The organism is Marinobacter salicampi (assembly GCF_011074795.1).
Lineage (GTDB): Bacteria > Pseudomonadota > Gammaproteobacteria > Pseudomonadales > Oleiphilaceae > Marinobacter > Marinobacter salicampi.
The window spans coordinates 368978-384706 of sequence record NZ_JAAMPF010000012.1; the positions used below are offsets into that span (position 1 = coordinate 368978).

Here is a 15729-nt window from a genome sequence, read left to right on the forward strand (position 1 = left end):
GTCATACCCGGCTATTCTGGTCGACCATGGGTGTACCTACGTCAGGGGCATCAGGGAAGATCAGGACCCGGATCCAAACAGGGAGAAACACATGTCACGGAACAGACAGTTTCAGTTAGACCCGAATACCGAAGAGGTTGTCTCAGAAGCCATTGAGGCGGCCAGCAAGGCGCCCGTGGCCTGGGCCAAGATTCTGCTATGCCTCATGATCCTACTTGTGATGGTGCTCGAACCCAGGGCCTGGGCCGTGGGACCGGCCGGTATTGTCGGTGAAGGTGGCGATGCCAATGCCCACCGGGTTATACAGTCGAAAACCACCTCAGACTCGGATAGTCCTTTGGCCATGGCGGCAGACGGTTCGGTCGAGGCTGAGGAGTGGTACGAGGATGACGATGGCTATCGCATCTGCGCAGACACCGAGCACGACCAAACCCTGCTGGGAATCGAGGATGGCTGCTACCTGAACCTGTGGAACGGATCGGTCTACAAAGCCAAGCGGGTGGCCGATGGCATAACCCCCCAGAGCTTTCTCGACATGGCGCTGGCAGATAAGCAGGCAGAAGTCGCCGGAACCCGGGCCCTGGCAGGCGAAGAGGGTGCCCTGACCATTTACTATACCCTGCCTGATTCACAGGACTGAATGGCCAGCTCTGCGTCGGCTTTTCACCTGCGGGTGTTCAGCTCAACGCCGACTGAAGCCACTGGTTGATCTGCGCCTCGTTCATGGCACCACTCTGACGCGCCAGTTCACGGCCATTACGGAACAGAATCATGGTGGGAATGCTGCGGATACCAAACTGTCCTGCAGGTCCCTGGTGCTGTTCGGTATTCAGCTTGGCAAAACGAACCTTGCCTTTCCAGCCCCGGGCGGCCTTCTCGAACTGGGGCGCCATCGCCTTACACGGTCCGCACCAGCTTGCCCAGAAATCCACCAGCACGGGCAGGTCGCTGCGCCCGGTGTGGGCGGCAAAGCTCTCGCCGGTCAGTTCGAGAACGGCATCCGGCCACAGCGGCTGCTTGCAGGCTCCGCAGTTGCCACCGGACGCCAGGCGCTCTGCCGGAACGCGATTGGTCTTGTGGCAATGGGGACATACGACGTGTCGGGTTTCAGTCATGGCATGGCCTCAAGTTTTGGTAGTTAACCCAGACGTTCGGGGCATCCGGGTCTTAATTCAAGCGCTCAGGGCCTGATTCAGGCGAAACCCGGCTTCAACCAACCTCAGCGATCCGAATGCCCCAGGTCCCGTTCCGGATCGATCTGGTCACGTACCCGTTGCTTGAGCACCTTGATTTCAGGGAAGCCCCCTTCCTCTTTGCGTGACCAGACCCGGTGGTCATTCACCCAGACCTCGAAAATGCCGCCAGTGCCCGGGTGCAGGGTCAGCGAGTCCAGTTCGCCCTCGAAGGTGGTCAGCAGTTCCTGTGCCATCCAGGCCGCCCTCAGCAACCAGCGACAGCCAGTGCAGTAATGGATATCAACCTTATTTGCCATCAGGACACGCTCCTTCAGCGGGCTGACAGTGAGTGGACGACAAAGCCCGGCACCCGCCAGACAATCCCACCGGGACCCGATGCTGTGCTGGGATCGTGACCTGCTTTAACCATTCAATCCGAGCGCCTGCGCATCTTTCTCAATACTGCGGTCCAGCAATGCCAGGTAGTCCGCCTTGGCCTTGAGCTTTGTTTCACTGTGGGCCCGCATGTTCAGTTTCCCGAACTGCTGGGCCAGCTCGTTTGCCCGGGCCATAAGCTGCTCTGGTGCCACGACTTCGTCCAGAAACCCGGCCTCGACCGCGCCTTCCGGGCCATAGATTTCAGCGGTGATCACCGAGCGGTAGAAGTGCGCCGGGGTCAGGCGATGGCGGGCAATTTCGATACCAGCGTGGTGCATGGTCATGCCAATCATCACCTCGTTAAGACCCAGCTTGAAGCTGCCTGCCACGCCTACTCGGTAATCGACAGACAGCAGGAGGAAGGCACCCTTGGCGATGGCATGGCCGCTGCACGCGCCAATGATTGGCAGCGGAAAGGCAGCGAGTCGGCGGGAGAAGGTTGAGCCCACCTTAACCAGCGCTTCGGCTTCGTGCTGGCCTTTCTGCATTTCTTTGAGGTCGTAGCCACCGGAAAAAATACCGGGCTGGCCGGTCAGGATCACCACGGCCCTGTCCTGCTCTGCCTGGTCAAGGGCCTCGTTCAAAGCCGCGAAGACTTCGTGACTGAGGGCATTTGCCTTGCCATTAGTGATGGTGATTGTCGCGACGCCGTCGTTCAACTGGTAATTTACAAGGTCGGTCACAAGCCTGTCCTTTGTGGATGGATTTAGGTTGGTGGAATACATAGCTGCGGACTTTGCCAGCTTCCGTGCATGGCCTCAATCCATTCTGCGGCGGTTAAACTGTTATCGAGCCGCTAGAAGTTCGAGAGCTCGGCCTTCAGGTCGTCGTTAAGCTCTTCCGGCCCGGTTATCCAGACGGTTTTGTCGGCACCGGGAAAGACGCCCACCTCCAGGCCATCTCGGGACAGACCGGGCACCCACTTTTTGAAGAAGTCAGGCAGGGAAATGCTTTTCGGGGTCAGGCCGCCAGAGCCCCCGGCATAGTCAGCCGCAAACTCCCGGGCGGGCCAGACCGGCACATACTCAACACCGTCTTCCTCAGAGACAATTTTCAGAAACCGGTTCTCGGCATTGATCAGGATCCAGATGTCCCGGGTGTCGGCGACCTGGCTCAGGAAGTAGTCGTACCGTTCCTCACCATTCAAATCAAGTAGATACTTAAGCTCATCGGTGTTCATAGCCGCTCCTTGCTGGTTCAGCGGTCGGTATCAAGCTCAGCACCGGCCCTGTTTGGCGCGGTACATGGCATCGTCAGCGTGCCGCATAAGCGCTCCGCTGTCAGCCCCATCTTCAGGAAACTCAGCCCTGCCAATGCTGGGCAGCATGGTCAGGCTGGCACGAGCCAGGTCATAAGGCTCACCTAGACGTGCAAGCAGTTTTTCGGCAACAAGCGCGGCATCACCGGCCTGCTCTATGGCATCGAGCAGGACCACAAACTCATCGCCGCCCAGGCGGCCGGCGGTATCACCCGTGCGAATACTGCTGGTCAGCCGCGCAGCCACGGCCTGGAGCAACTGGTCACCGATGTCGTGGCCATGGGTGTCGTTAACGGTTTTGAAATCGTTCAGGTCGAGAAACAGCAGTCCCAGACGTGTCTGTTGCCGACGCGCCCGGGCCAGCGCTGTGTGAAAGCGGTCCAGGAACAGGGCCCGGTTGGGCAAGCCGGTGAGCTGATCATGCTGAGCCATGTACTCCAGCCGTACCTGCATCCGCTTGCGCTCCATCGCCGCCGCCAGCTGCACACCAACAAATTTCAGCAGATCCCTGTCCTGTTCACTGTAGATGGCTGCACTGGAATCACCCTGAACTGCCAGGGCACCGATCGCTTCTGAATTCAACTCCAGCGGCACCCCAAGGCAACTGAAGCCAGCCAGTCCATCGACATCTGACCGCCCCAGCAAAAGCGGTTTGCCTGTTGCAGCCACCCGCTGGCATACACTTTCGGCGATCGCTCCCTGAAACCGGGCGATAGGCCCATCCCTGCCCATACAGTAGGGGAACACCAATGCCCCGGTGTCCGGTTCAAAGAATGCCAGGGTACAGCTGGTCGCCGGCAGCAGGCTTTCAATCAGTTGATGAACACGCTCAAACAGGCTCGGCAAATCAGCGCTGTTATGGGCTGCTTCGGAGACGGCGTAAAGCGCTGTGCGCATGGACTCCGCATGCTTGCGCAGGCTGATGTCGCGGGCTACCCCGATCCGTACGCCATCCGCCTCAGACCAGCGTGCAGACCACAGGATATGAGCGATGGTGCCGTCCTTGCGAAGATATCGATTCTCGAAGTGAAGCAGGGACTCACCACTCAGAACTTCGGAGGCAGAATCCAGGGTTTTGGCCAGGTCCGGCGGATATACGAAATCGAAGATGCGCCTGCCGATCATTTCTTCAGGGGTAAACCCGAAAATACGCTCACCGGCGGCGCTGACGAACAGAATCTGCCCCTCCCGGTCAACCACACAGATGGCATCGAGGAGAAGATCCGTGAAGCTGGCGAGAGAGGGATTTTCATAGGGGCGCATGGAAGGATTATATGGCAATGGCCTTTTTAAGCCAGCGTAAAACCCCTGCCCGGTCAGAGCCGTCTGATCCAGAAGGTCATGGTTTTTGCGAAGATGTGGCAGACAGTAAGGGCTCTGGGGCGCCATTCCAGTCTGTATCACCCTGACGTCCAGCAACTGTACCGGTCCGTTCCCTGACAGCTGTGCTAGATTGATATGTTTTCAGCCGAGGGATCGTAATGGGTACCGCCACACCGGAAGCCACCAAAGGCGCGCTGTTTGGTTTTGGCGCGTACGCCATGTGGGGCTGTTTTCCGCTGTTTTTCGCGTTGTTCGAAGGCGTACCGGCCTACGAGGTGCTGATTCACCGCATTATCTGGTCAAGTGTCTTCCTGGCTGTAGTGGTTACCGCATTGCGGCGCTGGCCACTGATCCGCAACGCCCTCGCCCATCCCCGAAAACTCGGCCGGGTACTGGCCTGTGCGGTTCTCATTGCCATCAACTGGGGTCTGTACATCTACGCTGTCGAAACCCATCGGGTACTGCAGGCCAGCCTTGGCTACTTCCTGACGCCCCTGGTGAATGTGGCCCTGGGCATGCTGGTGCTCGGGGAACGCATGGTCCGCCTACAGGCCATTGCCGTGGCTCTCGCTGGCGTTGGTATCCTGATGCAGCTGTTCCTGGTGGGCACCGTGCCCTGGATCAGCCTGGTGCTGGCTGCAAGCTTCGGCACCTATGGCCTGTTTCGCAAGCAGGTAGAGCTTGATGGTTTGTCTGGGCTGTTTGTGGAGACGCTGCTACTGCTGCCCGTAGGACTGGTGGTCCTGGCGTGGCTTGTGTCAACGGACGTTTCCCATTTTGCCAATGACAGCCGGGCAACGTCCCTGCTGATGGCCAGTGGTATCGTGACAGCCCTGCCGTTACTGGCCTTTGCCGGAGCAGCGAGGCGTCTGCGTCTGACGACCCTGGGTTTCCTGATGTACATCAACCCGACCCTGCAGTTCCTGCTCGCCCTGTGGGTGTTCAATGAACCCCTGGGCAGCATCCAGCTAGCCAGCTTCATTGTGATCTGGACGGCGCTTGCGCTCTACTCCTGGTCTACCTGGCAGTCAAGCCCGACAGCCATTAGCAGGCGGGCCAGGGCGGGTTTAAGGTGAGCCCGGTAGATTGCAACCCCGACCCAGTGTGCCGGTGCCGCCCGGCTCAGCGGTCCCTTAGGCCGCCCGGGCTTGCCCTGGCGTGTTCCGCCCAGGCCCTCTGCGAGCCCTCTCCCATGGCAAGCAGAGGCGGCCTCAGGCTTGGGAAACGGTCGCATAACTAGCTTTCAGAAATCAAAAAGCTCCCCTAACAGACCACCTTTCTTCTTCTTTTGATAGCCACGATTGTCGGCGTACCGGGGCGGCTCACGATAATCCCCCCGCCCCTGCGGATACTGGCTCTGGGGTTGGTGTTGGTGCGCCTGTGGCTGTGGCTGCGGCTGCGGCGCCTGGGCTTGCGGCGCAGCGACGGCCGTACGCTCGATTATCTTGTCCAGTTCACCGCGGTCAAGCCAGACACCCCGACACTTCGGGCAATAGTCGATCTCTATGCCTTGACGATCAGCCATAACCAGATGCTCATCAATACAGATCGGACATTTCATGCTTCATCCCTCGGATATGCGCGAATTCTGAATTTGCCTGATTCACACAAGCCTACTTGAGGATTTATAAGGGCAGCTACTCAAGCTGCCATTTGACCTGGAATTCAATCTCTTCCTCGTCGTCAGACCGTTCGTGCTCAACCGTAAACTCTGCCCTCACAGGCACATAAATACGTTCGCCTGCAATCTGTATGTCAAATCGCTCACCCTTTTCAATAGCGTCCGCAAGGCGACGCAGTTTGGCCACAAATTCCGCCTTCGGGTAACCCTTTTCTATATCTCTTTCTGGCTTTGACATGGTTTTTATCACGCTCACTGTGGTGGGAATTTCAGCTTAGCAGATCCTGGAAAAATGTAACGAATCGTTGCCAGCAGGCTCCGGTTTGCACAAGCGGGTCAGGTTCCGTCTCCGGGAAAGCGGTCCTTTTCATCCGGTGACAGCACCCTGCCCTGCGTCCTCTTACCAAACAGGCGGTAGCGGCGTCGGGCAAAGGCTCGGTAAAACCAATCACGGAAAGCCCGGGGAAGAATGCGGAAGACATTTAACAGCCACCAGAAGCCGTCCAGGTCCCGGGTTATTTCCAGTACTGCGTCGGTGCGAAGGTAGCAGCGCCCCTCCTTGATCAGAACCAGGGTGTCCACGCCCGCTTCACTACCCTGCTCTATGCCATGGTTCGACATGAGCTCCCGGGCCAGCTTCGACTGAACAGGCACAAACGCAAACCGCTTCTCAGGGTCCCGTGCAATGATAAAATTCACAGCGCCGTTGCAGAAATTGCAGACACCATCAAAGATGACAATATAGCGAGTGTCCATGTGCAATCCGTTTCTGTGGCTCATCATTTCCGGTAGCACCAGCGGACGCCCCAAGGTCAGACCAGGTCGCGGGGAATGGTAAAATCCCAGCAGTCGCTGAAAATTCGGCGCTCCCCTTCGTAGGCATCCAAGTAGCCATGTAGAAAGAAATTATCCTGGTCCGATGTCATGATTGTACGCGTGTAGGTTTCTATGGCCCATCCGTCACGTCGCAGCCCCAGGGTCCATTCAGTTTCCCCGCGAATAGAGTCGAAGTCATCAGCAACGGAGCTATAACGCTCCACCGAGCGCCGTGTGACCTCCAGGTTGATGTCATCAACCCGAAAGGTGCCATCGTCGTTTATCACCTCCAGGGTTGAGCGGTCGGTAGCCAGGTCCCGATGGACATACCAATTGTTGTGAACCGGCTCGAGCATTGTGACGGGTTCCGGTGCCGTGCCAACGACTGGCCGGTCCAGAGGATGGCTACCTACCCTTTCTTCTGCTTCACGCCGTGGTAGATGAAGGCAGCTGCCCCGGTCGTAGAAGGTCAGGCGGACCGCCTCCGGCGGTGGCCAGGCCAGGGGCCAATAGGAAGTGGAAAGCGACACACGCAGCCGGTGGCCAATCGGAAAGACATGGCCTATGTCGTTGAGCTTGAGGCTGACTGTGTAACGCCGTCCAGGCTCAAGTGCGGCCGGATTTTCGTCGCTGTCACGATGGGTAAGATTGAGAAGGCCATAGGTCACCCTTGTCGCCTTGTCATCCGGTGCTACATCCGAGAGCCGGGCAACCACCATGGCCACCGGCCTGTCTGCCGACAGCTCCAGCTCCACCTCGGGACTGCCGAGTATTTCCAGAGTTTCGGTTAGCGGATCACTGTCCAGCGTCAGAGCACCACCGTCGTCTTCACGCTGGTCATGGGCAAGGTCCGGCCCCTTGGCATAAGAGCACCATTTGCCAGCAAACAGACCGCAGGTTAAGGGAGACTGGACCGATCGGGCAGCGTCTTTATCGGGCCTCGCTCCATCCGAAACGACCGAAACGAGCTTGGCCCCGCTGAACCGGAACCGCCGGGTCTGTATCCCTGGCGATGGCCATGCCGGCTCTCCGACCCAGCGACCGGGACGATGACGGTAGCGGGTGGTCGGGGGTATGCTGTCCTGCATCCAGGCGTTCAGCATGGGCTCTGAAGTAACACCTGTATCATGCCCTTTCAGCCACTGATCCCACCAACGTACACACTCATGGAGGAAATCCATCGCCGGCCCTGGCTCGCCCATGTGCGGATACTTATGGCTCCAGGGTCCGACAAACCCACGACGAGGCACTTCAAGCTGGTTCAGGAGGCGAAACACGGCGTTGGAATAGCCGTCTGCCCAGCCACTGGCGGCCATGACCGGTATCTGGATCCGGGAAAAATCCTCACACACAGAGCCGTGCTTCCAGTAACTGTCACGATGCTGATGCTGCATCCATTTGGCCAGCCAGAATCCGCTGTTCTTCAGCCGATCCTGCCACATATCGTACCAGCGCTTCCCGACCACGTCCGGGTCCGGCGGCAGGGAATTGATTGCGAACATGGTCGACGCCCAGGACAGGTTATCGCCCAGAACACAGCCACCCATGTAGTGCACATCGTCAGCATAGCGGTCATCGGTGGAGCAGGCGGTCACGATCGCCTTCAGTTCAGGTGGCTGGCGCGCAGCCAGCTGCAGACCGTTGAAGCCACCCCAGGATATGCCAATGACTCCCACCGAACCGTCGCACCAGGGCTGGCTTGCAAGCCACTTGAGGACATCTTCGCCGTCGGTCAGCTCCTGCTCCAGGTACTCGTCGGTCAGCACACCTTCGGAATCACCGCTGCCCCGTAAGTCCACCCGTATGGCGGCATAGCCGTGGCCGGCAAAGTAAGGGTGCATGGTGGTGTCCCGGCGGACGGTGCCGTCCCGGCGCCGGTAGGGAATGTACTCCAGGATCGCGGGAACGGGCGCCCGCTCGGCGCCCTCGGGAAGCCAGGCACGGGCTGCCAGGCAGGTCCCGTCCCGCGTGGGAATCCACAGGGGATCCTCGCGCTGGTAACGATGGGGCAAGTCGTCGATGACCTCCATGCTGCACCACCTCCTTTATTGCCGCATTCGGGGATGAACGAACCTCAGGACTCGTTCACCGGCGAAAACCGGAACGGCAGGTTATCAATACAGAACCGCTCCTTTTCCATGAGCTCCTCCTCGCTGTCTGCGCCGAGAAATAGGTCGGCGATCTCATAGGAGTAGGAGTCGCGATGGAGCAGATCCGAGAGCCGTGCTCCTGGCCGGGCCTTGATCTCGACCCGGCTGCCGGGCAATTCCGTTTTCACCCGCTCAATGTCCTTCGCTTCAGGGACAGCTTCCACCCACTTGTCTTCAAACTCGCGCTCCATGAACTTGGCCGCCAGACGGAAACTCCCTTCGCCTTCAGGCAACCGCGGCTCCAGTCCGATCGCAACATCAACCATGACCTGCAGATGGGAAGCCCCGTCCACCAGTTCGAACAGGGGCGTATGGGACCGCGACAGGCGACTGTTGATCTCAAGCAGCCAGAGGCGGTCGTTGCCCTCCTCATAGTAAAACTCGACGTTGAACGGAGCGTTGTCATAGCCAATCCCGGCCATCAGTTTCCGTGCGATCTCCACCATCCGGTCGGTAACACTTTTCGGCAACCGGGAAGGGTACTGGTAGCGGGAGAAAACTGAACGGAAGTGCTCATGATGTATGGAGTCGATGATGCCGTAAACCCGGGTTTCACCGTTGTATACATAACCTTCGAGGGTGCACTGGTACGCTTCGGGAATGATCGCCTCAGCGATACAGGTGTAGCCATCAGCCTTCTCCAGCCAGTCCGGCGTCTCGGCCCGCTGGAGGAATTCGTTGAAGGGTTTGCCAATGGCGCCGATACCGCGGCGGATCTTTTGTAGCGCCTGGCAGTATTCCTTAGCATCGTTGATCCTGAACCCAAGCTTGGAAGAATGGCCTTTCACCGGTTTTATCCAGAACGGGAACTCCAGCGGGATGGCCTCCATGGCGTCATCCGCAAAGGGATTGACCAGTTCGAATGATGGCACTGTTTCAGGCGCAATGTCTGCCTGCAGGCAACGGCTCCAGTACTTGTGCTCACACTTGAGAACCGCCTCAAGCTTTGCACCAGGCAAGTCCCTGGGCTGCCGCAGGAGTGGGAGTAATGTGCTGGAGGGAAAATCCCACGCACTGACGATCGCATCGACCGAACCGGTAAATTCATCCAGGGTCTGCTCAGCCTGCTGCAGAAGTCCGGGAATATCGTAGTCGTCTGTGTGTACGACCTCATCAAGTGGGAGAAGCGGGTGAAAACGGAATTCCTGAGCCCGGGGCAGCCCTTCTAGCTGGTCCTGGACGAACTTGTCCATTCCGATGACGAAGACGTTGTAGGGCATGGACGGCTCCTTCTGTCAACATGGCCTTCGGAACACCATCTGTTCCTGATACCGCTCCTCTAGAAAAACAAATTCCCGGGCCATGAGCAAGGATAACCGGGCTCTGGAAACGGCCGATTTTCCGGATTAAAAACGCACCGGTCACCAGACCGGCGCGTTCAGGGTTCTGCAGCGGCTAATTTGCAGTAAGGCAGGCGCATCCATCTTATCGATCAAGCTGAGAGGGGCTTGGTAGCGGGCCGGCAAGGCGCTGTTTCTGGGCCCGGATGGCTTCAGTCAGAAAGTCCATCAACGCATGGATCCTCACAACCCCACGCAGGTCCGGATGCATCAGAAACCACAGGCCGTATTCCAGTTCGGGGATGGGGCTTGTGAGTTGCACGATGTCTGGCTCTCCATCCGCCAGGTAGCAGGGCATGACCGCCAGCCCCATGCCAGAGCGGATAGCGCTGAGAATGCTGACCAGGGTATCGACGCGGTAGACGCAGGCTTCTTTTAACTGGTTGGTGTCCATCCACTGGTCCAGGGCCGAGTCCTGCAGGCGCGGGCCGGCGCCGATCCAGGGCTGGCCGGCCAGGCTTTCGATGGGGGCACCCGGTTTCAGACCGAAGCTGCGGTGGCCGTAAACGGCCTGACCAATGGTGGCCAGCGGCCGGCCGATGAGGTTCTCAGGAGGCCGGTTGGACGGACGAATGGCGACATCGGCCTCCCTGCGAGTGAGGTTGAACAACTGGTTGGATACGGCAACGTCCAGCACTATGCGTGGGTATTTATGCCGGAATTCTGTAAACAGTGGCGCCAAAAGACCCATCAGCAGAGAGTCAGTTGTGGTCGCCCAGATCTCTCCGCTGGGCTCCAGGTCGCGGCCGGCGACCTTACGTTCAGCTGCAAGGGCCGCCTCGTCCATAATCCTGGCAGTTTCAGCCAGCTCTTCCCCGGCCAGGGTTGGCCGGTAGCCGGTGCGGCTCCTCTCGAAGAGAGTAACGCCCAGACGCTGCTCGATCTCACCTATCCGGCGAAAAACCGTCGCGTGGCTGACGCTCAGGGACCTTGCGGCGCCGGACAAAGAGCCTGAGGTGGCTATCGCAAGAATGGTCTCAAAGTCATTCCATGCCAGATGACTCCGTGTTCTGGCTGGCTTCAAGTTCGTATTTCCAGCGAGAATACCTGTTCGTTTTTGCAAAGTCTGTACTCATATTTAGGGAATACCTTGCAGTATAGAACAGGATTAGCATGTACCTGAACCCATGAAATGACAATGCACCTGGGGTCCCAGGGGCAATATGAGGGAGGTCAGATACATGATGATTTCAGGTGAAGCACATTACGGTAACGGCGACAGCTCTTTGTTCCGCCAGCCAGACACGGTCGTTGATGAACGGAATGTCGACGGATCTCCCAAGGGCACCATCCCGAACAGGTATCGGGATGGGCTGGGTGGCATCAACCTGGAGCAGGTGAGGCAGGATCAGCGCCAGGCCCGGCGCGATGTGGTTCGGGGCATGCTACGGCGCCTTCTGAATCTGCGGCGCCGGCACTGACAAGCCAGGGGATGAAAGCACTCGCTATGATTCGGAGGCTTTGATATCGCTGGCAGAAGGCAGGTTGCCCCCCAACATGTTTTCAACCACTGCCGCGTTGTAGAAGGCTTCGACGGTCTGGATCTTGTCGTCACGGACACGGAACCAGACCGCAAGCCGCACATCGCCGATCGGTTCGAAGTTGGTCCGGTAATCCAGGATCGCGAACACGTGCTCGCCGTCGGCGCCGAGCTGACGGACGATCAGGTCTTTCTGGATAGCCGCCATGCCAAACTGGTAAGCCATCATGTCGTCGGGACTGAGGAAATGCATGTTGGGCCCGACATATTCAAAGCCTTCAGCAACCAGCAAGGTCTTTGCCTCATCAAAACGCTGGTCATGAATGTCAGCGATGAACTGCGCCACGATGTCTTTTGGCTGCATTAATAGACTCCATTCTGTAAAGAGATGTTTTTGGGCGCCCGGAACACTTGGATGCCGGGAGGGCTGCTAACTCATCCACCTGTATATCAAAAATGCGCGGGGAAAAATAAGTTTTCCGGGGATTATTTATCGACTCTGCCACCTTACCGACAAATCAAGGACGAACGGGGGCGAATGCGATGGAGCCTGAGAAAAACAGGGGCGGATCAAGCTGTTTGCGACAACACGAAGGCTGACAGATCCCGCCGGCCCCGCCCTCACATAGGGCGGAGCCGGACAGGTATTCTTACTCCCCGGCGGCGCGGGCTTCTTTCAGCCAGCCGTCGAAGGTGTCACGGTTGGCTTCGATCCAGAGATCGGTGTGGCGCTGAATGTCTTCCTCGCTGTCCTGACCGTCGCGCATGGCAAGGTTCTGGCCACTGATGTCGTTGGCAGACAGTTTCATGATAGCGAACAGCTTCGCCGCTTCCGGATTGTTGTCAGCAAATTCCTGGTTGGCGATGATGCGCTGGTCGTTGGCCTGGAAGCCGTAGTTGGTGCCATCTTCCAGGGCAGTGTCGACGCCGTCCCGATCGCCGGGCAGTGATGAGAACGGCACTTCAAGCCAGACTACGTCGTCACCGGGAACCATGACACCGCTGACCCAGTATGGGGTCCAGGTGTAATAGAACACCGATTCACCCTGCTCGAAGCGGGTAATGGTGTCGGCGATTATTGCGGAGTAGGAGCCCTGGTTGTGGGTGATGCTGTCGCGGAGCTCATAGGCGTCCAGGTGGTGCTCGATCACTTCCTCACAGCCCCAGCCCGGCGTGCAGCCGGTCAGGTCAGCGGTGCCGTCGCCATCAGTGTCGAACAGGGCCGCTATCTCGGGGTCCTTGAATTGTTCGATGTTGGTGATGCCGTGCTTTTCAGCGGTCTTCTTGTCGATCAGGTAGCCCTGCAGGGCACCCGGTGAATAGACCCCTTCCCGGTAGATCTTGTCTTCACCGCCCGCCCGATTAAAAAAGTTGGTGTGCAGCGGATCCCAGTGGTCGGCCATAAAGGTCCCGTCGCCGTTTGCAATGGCGACATGGGCAGAGGCGTATTCGATCTCCTTGATGTCGCCAACCTCGTAGCCCAACTCCTCAAGCGCCCGGGACACCAGCAGTGTCTGGAAGGTTTCTTCCGCGATCGAGCTCTTGAGGGGTTGCACTTCGATACCCTCACCTGGCTTGTCAGCGGCCTGGAGGGAAATGCTTGTGGTCAGGAGGGTCGCTGTCGCAAGGGACAGCAGTGACTTATTCATAAAGGTGTTCATCGGGATGTTCTCCTCGGTATGAGTTTTCGAACAAGTGCGGCTGGGCCGCGGTCGTACCAGTTTCGGGTTCCCCGGCTACGTGAATTCTCACCCAGTGACTGGGTAAGACGGTCAAGAATGATGGCAAGCAGAACGATGCTCAGGCCGCCAACGGTGGCCAGGCCCATGTCCAGTCGACCGATGCCGCGAAGCACCATCTGGCCAAGTCCCCCGACGGCAATCATTGAAGCTATCACCACCATGGAAAGAGCCAGCATCAGGGTCTGGTTTACACCAGCCATAATGGTTGGCATGGCCAGTGGCAACTGAACCTTGAACAGCAACTGCCGTGGGCTTGCGCCAAACGAACGGGAAGCCTCCACCAGATCCGAAGGCACCTGCCGGATGCCCAGGTTGGTCAGCCGGATCAGCGGCGGCAAAGCAAAGATGATGGTGACTACCACCCCCGGCACATTGCCAATACCGAACAGCATGACGATGGGCACCAGGTAGACGAAGGCGGGGGTGGTCTGCATGGCATCCAGAACCGGACGCATGGTAGCTGCAACGCGGTCATTGCGCGCCAGCCACACCCCGGTGGGCAGACCGATCACGACGCAGAAGATGACCGAGGTCAGCACCAGCGAGAGGGTCACCATGGCCTCCTGCCAGGCCCCGATAGCGCCCACTGCCACCAGAGACAGCAGTGTACCTACGGCCAGCGTGCGGCTGGCCATATGCCAGGCCAGAAGTGTGAAAATCAGGATAATGACAAGGGACGGTGTGGCCAGCAGGGCCGACTCGACGCCGCTTAACACCCCATCCACCGGCCACCGGACGGCCTGGAATACCGGCCGGAAATTGGTCACCACCCAGTCAAGGCCGCTATCGACCCAAGTGCCCAGCGGAATCCAGGCCTCGGCGAAGGGCTCCAGAATATCGAACTGTACTTCGGGAATGGGCTCATCACTTATCAGCCAGCTGTTGTCGCTGGCCTCCGGTGATTCTGAAGACCGGGAGCCACCCCAGGGATTGCTGCCCGACTCGGCCTGCTCGCCGGTTTTGCCCGAGTCCGTGAAGAGGTCGGAGCCCTCTTCGGCCCCGCTGCCTTGGTCTTCCTTACTGTTATCTGCCCACGGGTTTGAGGATTCTGTCATGCGGCCTCTTTTTCTCTATCCAATGCCTTGAGAAGAATGGCCCGGGATACGACGCCGAGGTACTGGCCATCCTCCGCAACCACGGGCAAGGGAAAACCGGCGCCGGCCACCTGGCCGATCAGCTGGCTGAGTGGTGTATGGCCTTCCAGAGGCTGGGTCTCGAGGAAAGCGTCAGCGACCGAACCGCCCCGTTGTTGGGCATCCAGCAGGGATTCCATGGAAACCACGCCCCGGAAGGCCTGGCTGGAGGTGACCACATAGCCATAATCCTGATCATTGCTGCGCACCCGCTCGATGGCCGCGGTCAGGCCGGCGCCTTCCCGCTCGATAATGGTGACTGCTTTCTTGCGGGCTATATCGGCGGCGGTGAAGATGGACGTGACGTCCACATTGCGAAAAAACGACTTCACGTATTCATTGGCCGGGTTCTTGAGGATTTCATCGGGGGCGCCTACCTGAACCACCTTGCCGCCCTGCATGATGGCAATGCGGTCGCCGATTCTCATGGCCTCGTCCAGGTCGTGGGAAATAAACACCACCGTGCGCTTGGACTTGGCCTGCAACTTGAGCAGCTCGTCCTGCATTTCAGTACGGATAAGCGGATCCAGCGCGGAAAATGCCTCGTCCATCAGCATGACTTCAGGGTCGTTAGCAAGGGCGCGAGCCAGCCCTACCCTCTGCTGCATACCGCCGGAAAGCTCGTCGGGGTAGCTGTTCGCCACCGGCTCAAGCCCCACCTGGGCCAGGGCCGACAACGCCCTTTCCTCCCGCTCGGCCACCGGCATGCCCGCAAGTTCAAGGCCGAAGGCCGCGTTGCTGAGCACGGTCAGGTGGGGCATCAGGGCGAAGGACTGGAACACCATGCTGATCTGCTTGCGGCGTACTTCCCGCAAAGCCTCTGGCGACATGGCGGCAATATCCTTGTCGTTAAAGAGGATCTTGCCGGAGGTGGGATCAATCAGCCGGTTCAGGAGGCGAACCATGGTGGACTTGCCGGAGCCGGACAGCCCCATGATGACAAAGATCTCGCCCTCACGGATATCGAAGGAGGCGTCCTGAACCCCGACCGTCTGGCCGGTTTTCTCGAAAATGGCGTCTTTATCCAGGCCCTGCTCGAGAAGCTGAAAGGCTTTTTCCGGCTCGTCACCGAAAATCTTGTACACGTTCCTGATGGACAATTTGTACGTCATCTAGGGCTCTCGGTGGCTTTACTGCGTGTCTTTAGCCTCCTCATTTCTGCGACACATGTCAAACCGGTAATCTTTTACGGAGCTCTCAAGGACAGAATACGGGCTGGCAGTTGACTCTGGGTCAGTCAGCTTAACCGACAG

18 protein-coding genes are annotated in these 15729 nt (G+C 58.6%); 3 read left to right on the forward strand and 15 right to left on the reverse strand.

All coding sequences use genetic code 11. The features are described from left to right. Positions 1-91: 91 nt before the first annotated feature. Positions 92-640: a hypothetical protein gene (locus tag G7W63_RS06400; RefSeq protein WP_166254855.1), complete on the forward strand. Its 549-nt coding sequence runs from the start codon at positions 92-94 to the stop codon at positions 638-640. A gap of 37 nt (positions 641-677) precedes the next feature. On the opposite strand, the gene trxC is transcribed toward G7W63_RS06400, so the two are convergent. The 5 genes from trxC to G7W63_RS06425 form a co-directional block, all read right to left on the reverse strand. Further along, complete coding sequence (trxC, locus tag G7W63_RS06405; RefSeq protein ID WP_166254858.1) at positions 678-1115, reverse strand: thioredoxin TrxC; 438 nt, start codon at positions 1113-1115, stop codon at positions 678-680. Between the two features lie 104 nt (positions 1116-1219). Then, a complete protein-coding gene (locus G7W63_RS06410) occupies positions 1220-1492 on the reverse strand; it encodes an Rdx family protein (protein ID WP_166254861.1) in 273 nt (90 codons plus the stop codon). Positions 1493-1597: 105 nt separating this feature from the next. Then, a complete protein-coding gene (locus G7W63_RS06415) occupies positions 1598-2296 on the reverse strand; it encodes a crotonase/enoyl-CoA hydratase family protein (protein WP_166254864.1) in 699 nt (232 codons plus the stop codon). A 113-nt stretch (positions 2297-2409) separates the two neighbouring features. Beyond that, positions 2410-2793, reverse strand: a complete 384-nt coding sequence (locus G7W63_RS06420; protein ID WP_166254867.1) for a DUF2750 domain-containing protein — start codon at positions 2791-2793, stop codon at positions 2410-2412. Between the two features lie 36 nt (positions 2794-2829). Beyond that, positions 2830-4134: a GGDEF domain-containing protein gene (locus G7W63_RS06425; RefSeq protein ID WP_166254870.1), complete on the reverse strand. Its 1305-nt coding sequence runs from the start codon at positions 4132-4134 to the stop codon at positions 2830-2832. A 218-nt stretch (positions 4135-4352) separates the two neighbouring features. Here G7W63_RS06425 and rarD point away from each other — a divergent pair, with 218 nt between their 5' ends. After that, complete coding sequence (gene rarD / locus G7W63_RS06430; RefSeq protein WP_166254873.1) at positions 4353-5270, forward strand: EamA family transporter RarD; 918 nt, start codon at positions 4353-4355, stop codon at positions 5268-5270. Positions 5271-5437: 167 nt separating this feature from the next. On the opposite strand, the gene G7W63_RS06435 is transcribed toward rarD, so the two are convergent. The 6 genes from G7W63_RS06435 to G7W63_RS06460 all read right to left on the reverse strand — a co-directional run bounded on the left by G7W63_RS06435 (position 5438) and on the right by G7W63_RS06460 (position 11145). Then, complete coding sequence (locus G7W63_RS06435; RefSeq protein ID WP_166254876.1) at positions 5438-5755, reverse strand: TFIIB-type zinc ribbon-containing protein; 318 nt, start codon at positions 5753-5755, stop codon at positions 5438-5440. A gap of 76 nt (positions 5756-5831) precedes the next feature. Beyond that, positions 5832-6053: an amphi-Trp domain-containing protein gene (locus G7W63_RS06440; RefSeq protein WP_166254879.1), complete on the reverse strand. Its 222-nt coding sequence runs from the start codon at positions 6051-6053 to the stop codon at positions 5832-5834. 98 nt (positions 6054-6151) lie between these two features. Then, the gene (locus G7W63_RS06445; protein ID WP_166254881.1) at positions 6152-6571 is read right to left on the reverse strand and encodes a thiol-disulfide oxidoreductase DCC family protein; all 420 of its coding nucleotides are present in this window, start codon (positions 6569-6571) and stop codon (positions 6152-6154) included. Between the two features lie 56 nt (positions 6572-6627). Beyond that, positions 6628-8661: a CocE/NonD family hydrolase gene (locus G7W63_RS06450; protein ID WP_166254884.1), complete on the reverse strand. Its 2034-nt coding sequence runs from the start codon at positions 8659-8661 to the stop codon at positions 6628-6630. Between the two features lie 44 nt (positions 8662-8705). Continuing rightward, positions 8706-10001 (reverse strand): ATP-grasp domain-containing protein, encoded by a 1296-nt coding sequence (locus G7W63_RS06455; RefSeq protein ID WP_166254887.1) that lies wholly within the window; start codon positions 9999-10001, stop codon positions 8706-8708. 205 nt (positions 10002-10206) lie between these two features. Continuing rightward, positions 10207-11145, reverse strand: a complete 939-nt coding sequence (locus G7W63_RS06460; RefSeq protein ID WP_166254890.1) for a LysR family transcriptional regulator — start codon at positions 11143-11145, stop codon at positions 10207-10209. Positions 11146-11302: 157 nt separating this feature from the next. Between G7W63_RS06460 and G7W63_RS06465 the strand changes: the two genes are divergently transcribed. Then, positions 11303-11542, forward strand: a complete 240-nt coding sequence (locus G7W63_RS06465) for a hypothetical protein (RefSeq protein ID WP_166254893.1) — start codon at positions 11303-11305, stop codon at positions 11540-11542. A gap of 24 nt (positions 11543-11566) precedes the next feature. Here the strand turns inward: G7W63_RS06465 and G7W63_RS06470 are convergent, their stop codons facing one another. The 4 genes from G7W63_RS06470 to proV form a co-directional block, all read right to left on the reverse strand. Beyond that, complete coding sequence (locus tag G7W63_RS06470; protein WP_166254896.1) at positions 11567-11965, reverse strand: nuclear transport factor 2-like protein; 399 nt, start codon at positions 11963-11965, stop codon at positions 11567-11569. Between the two features lie 286 nt (positions 11966-12251). Further along, positions 12252-13262, reverse strand: a complete 1011-nt coding sequence (gene proX, locus G7W63_RS06475; RefSeq protein WP_242634331.1) for a glycine betaine/L-proline ABC transporter substrate-binding protein ProX — start codon at positions 13260-13262, stop codon at positions 12252-12254. Next, on the reverse strand, positions 13259-14398 hold the full coding sequence (gene proW, locus G7W63_RS06480) for a glycine betaine/L-proline ABC transporter permease ProW (protein WP_166254899.1): 1140 nt from the start codon (positions 14396-14398) through the stop codon (positions 13259-13261). Before proW ends, proX begins: the two co-directional genes overlap by 4 nt. After that, on the reverse strand, positions 14395-15588 hold the full coding sequence (proV, locus tag G7W63_RS06485; protein ID WP_166254902.1) for a glycine betaine/L-proline ABC transporter ATP-binding protein ProV: 1194 nt from the start codon (positions 15586-15588) through the stop codon (positions 14395-14397). The genes proW and proV overlap by 4 nt, the downstream gene beginning before the upstream one ends. Between the last annotated feature and the right edge of the window lie 141 nt (positions 15589-15729).

Bases quoted from the DNA above. Each gene is read 5' to 3' on its own strand.
- G7W63_RS06420 (WP_166254867.1), bottom strand. From the start codon at position 2,793: ATGAACACCGATGAGCTTAAGTATCTACTTGATTTGAATGGTGAGGAA.
- G7W63_RS06470 (WP_166254896.1), bottom strand. From the start codon at position 11,965: ATGCAGCCAAAAGACATCGTGGCGCAGTTCATCGCTGACATTCATGAC.
- G7W63_RS06450 (WP_166254884.1), bottom strand. From the start codon at position 8,661: ATGGAGGTCATCGACGACTTGCCCCATCGTTACCAGCGCGAGGATCCC.
- G7W63_RS06435 (WP_166254876.1), bottom strand. From the start codon at position 5,755: ATGAAATGTCCGATCTGTATTGATGAGCATCTGGTTATGGCTGATCGT.
- proW (WP_166254899.1), bottom strand. From the start codon at position 14,398: ATGACAGAATCCTCAAACCCGTGGGCAGATAACAGTAAGGAAGACCAA.
- G7W63_RS06465 (WP_166254893.1), top strand. From the start codon at position 11,303: ATGATGATTTCAGGTGAAGCACATTACGGTAACGGCGACAGCTCTTTG.
- proV (WP_166254902.1), bottom strand. From the start codon at position 15,588: ATGACGTACAAATTGTCCATCAGGAACGTGTACAAGATTTTCGGTGAC.
- G7W63_RS06400 (WP_166254855.1), top strand. From the start codon at position 92: ATGTCACGGAACAGACAGTTTCAGTTAGACCCGAATACCGAAGAGGTT.
- G7W63_RS06455 (WP_166254887.1), bottom strand. From the start codon at position 10,001: ATGCCCTACAACGTCTTCGTCATCGGAATGGACAAGTTCGTCCAGGAC.
- G7W63_RS06425 (WP_166254870.1), bottom strand. From the start codon at position 4,134: ATGCGCCCCTATGAAAATCCCTCTCTCGCCAGCTTCACGGATCTTCTC.
- G7W63_RS06445 (WP_166254881.1), bottom strand. From the start codon at position 6,571: ATGGACACTCGCTATATTGTCATCTTTGATGGTGTCTGCAATTTCTGC.
- G7W63_RS06410 (WP_166254861.1), bottom strand. From the start codon at position 1,492: ATGGCAAATAAGGTTGATATCCATTACTGCACTGGCTGTCGCTGGTTG.
- rarD (WP_166254873.1), top strand. From the start codon at position 4,353: ATGGGTACCGCCACACCGGAAGCCACCAAAGGCGCGCTGTTTGGTTTT.
- trxC (WP_166254858.1), bottom strand. From the start codon at position 1,115: ATGACTGAAACCCGACACGTCGTATGTCCCCATTGCCACAAGACCAAT.
- proX (WP_242634331.1), bottom strand. From the start codon at position 13,262: ATGAACACCTTTATGAATAAGTCACTGCTGTCCCTTGCGACAGCGACC.
- G7W63_RS06440 (WP_166254879.1), bottom strand. From the start codon at position 6,053: ATGTCAAAGCCAGAAAGAGATATAGAAAAGGGTTACCCGAAGGCGGAA.